The sequence below is a fragment of the Mesorhizobium sp. B2-3-2 genome, assembly GCF_006442295.1.
Taxonomy (GTDB): Bacteria; Pseudomonadota; Alphaproteobacteria; order Rhizobiales; family Rhizobiaceae; genus Mesorhizobium.
The window spans coordinates 1-1,171 of the sequence record NZ_VFWA01000035.1 but is presented as its reverse complement, the minus strand read 5'-3'; the positions used below and the strand labels follow the sequence as shown (position 1 = coordinate 1,171).

Here is a 1,171-nt window from a genome sequence, read left to right as displayed (position 1 = left end):
GGGCCTGTTGCGTTATTAGGGTCGGAGCGCAAGAGGAGAAGTAAGGGCCAATGCGGGGTGCCCTTCGGCGCGGGTTTGTCGCCGGATGGGTTAGGGTTTGGCGTGTCGGGCGGATTTCGGGCGCAGTGCGGCCCTGGATCAGGTCGCCAGCGTCACCCAGCGGCGCATGTTGAAGGCCATGGCGGCGATGAGAACCTGCCCAGCCGCCTTGGCCAGACCGCGATAGCGGATGGCGCGAAGCCGCATGCGGTTCTTCCAGGTGGCGAAGGTGGTCTCGACAGCAAAACGCTGCCGCGCGATCAGCCGGTTGAGGTGCTTCAGGCGCGTCGGCAATTGCGGATGGTGCTTGTTGGCCCGCCGCATCAGCCGCGGCTTGATCCCACGCTCCTTCAGCGACAGCTCGCGCGCCTTGGTGTGATAGGCCGCATCCGCCAGCACCGCGCCTTCGTCGCCACAGATGAGATGGTCCGCTTCCACCGTGTCGTTGACATTGGCCGCCGTCGTCCTCACCCGGCGGACCAGACCGGAACCCTGGTCGACGCCGACATGCGCCTTGTAGCCATAGGAGGAACCAGGCTTGCCCTGCCGGCGCGTGAAGCCGGCATCGGGATCGCCAGCCGCGCCCGCCTCGCGCGAGGCTCCACTGGGTGGCCGTGCTGCCGCCGTCTCGATCACGGTGGCATCGAGCATCGTGCCACGCCGCAGGATCAGCCCGGCCTTGTCCAGCTGCCGGTCCAGTTCGCCGAACAGCTTTTCTAGAAGCCCGGCCTCGATGAGAAGATTGCGAAAGCGGTTGAGCGTGGTGTGGTCGGGCACCGTATCTTCGAGCGTTAGCCCTACGAAGCGGCGGAACGACAGCCGATCGGCGAGCGCCTCCTCCAACTCGCTGTCCGACAGCCCGTACAAGGATTGCAGCAGCAGCGCCTTGAACATCACCAGCGAACTGTAGGCCGGCCGGCCCGGGCCAGCGGGCGAGCGAAGCCGTGCCAGGATCTTCTCGAACCGATACCATTTCACCAGCGACGACAGCCGGTCCAGCCGACCGCTCCGACCAAGGCCCTGCGGCAACAGCGCCTCCACAAAACTGAACTGCCCGCTCGGCTTCGTCGTCATCGCACAATCCCCGTTTCAAAAACAGGGAATCACAACCAGCCAATTTTGCAACAGGCCC

Annotated in this window: 1 protein-coding gene; it reads right to left on the bottom strand. The window is 65.2% G+C overall.

Annotated elements, in window-relative coordinates; translation table 11 throughout:
- Positions 1–138: 138 nt before the first annotated feature.
- Positions 139–1,113: an IS5 family transposase gene (locus FJ964_RS30850; RefSeq protein ID WP_140554513.1), complete on the bottom strand. Its 975-nt coding sequence runs from the start codon at positions 1,111–1,113 to the stop codon at positions 139–141.
- Positions 1,114–1,171 lie beyond the last annotated feature (58 nt).

Bases quoted from the DNA above. Each gene is read 5' to 3' on its own strand.
- FJ964_RS30850 (WP_140554513.1), bottom strand. From the start codon at position 1,113: ATGACGACGAAGCCGAGCGGGCAGTTCAGTTTTGTGGAGGCGCTGTTG.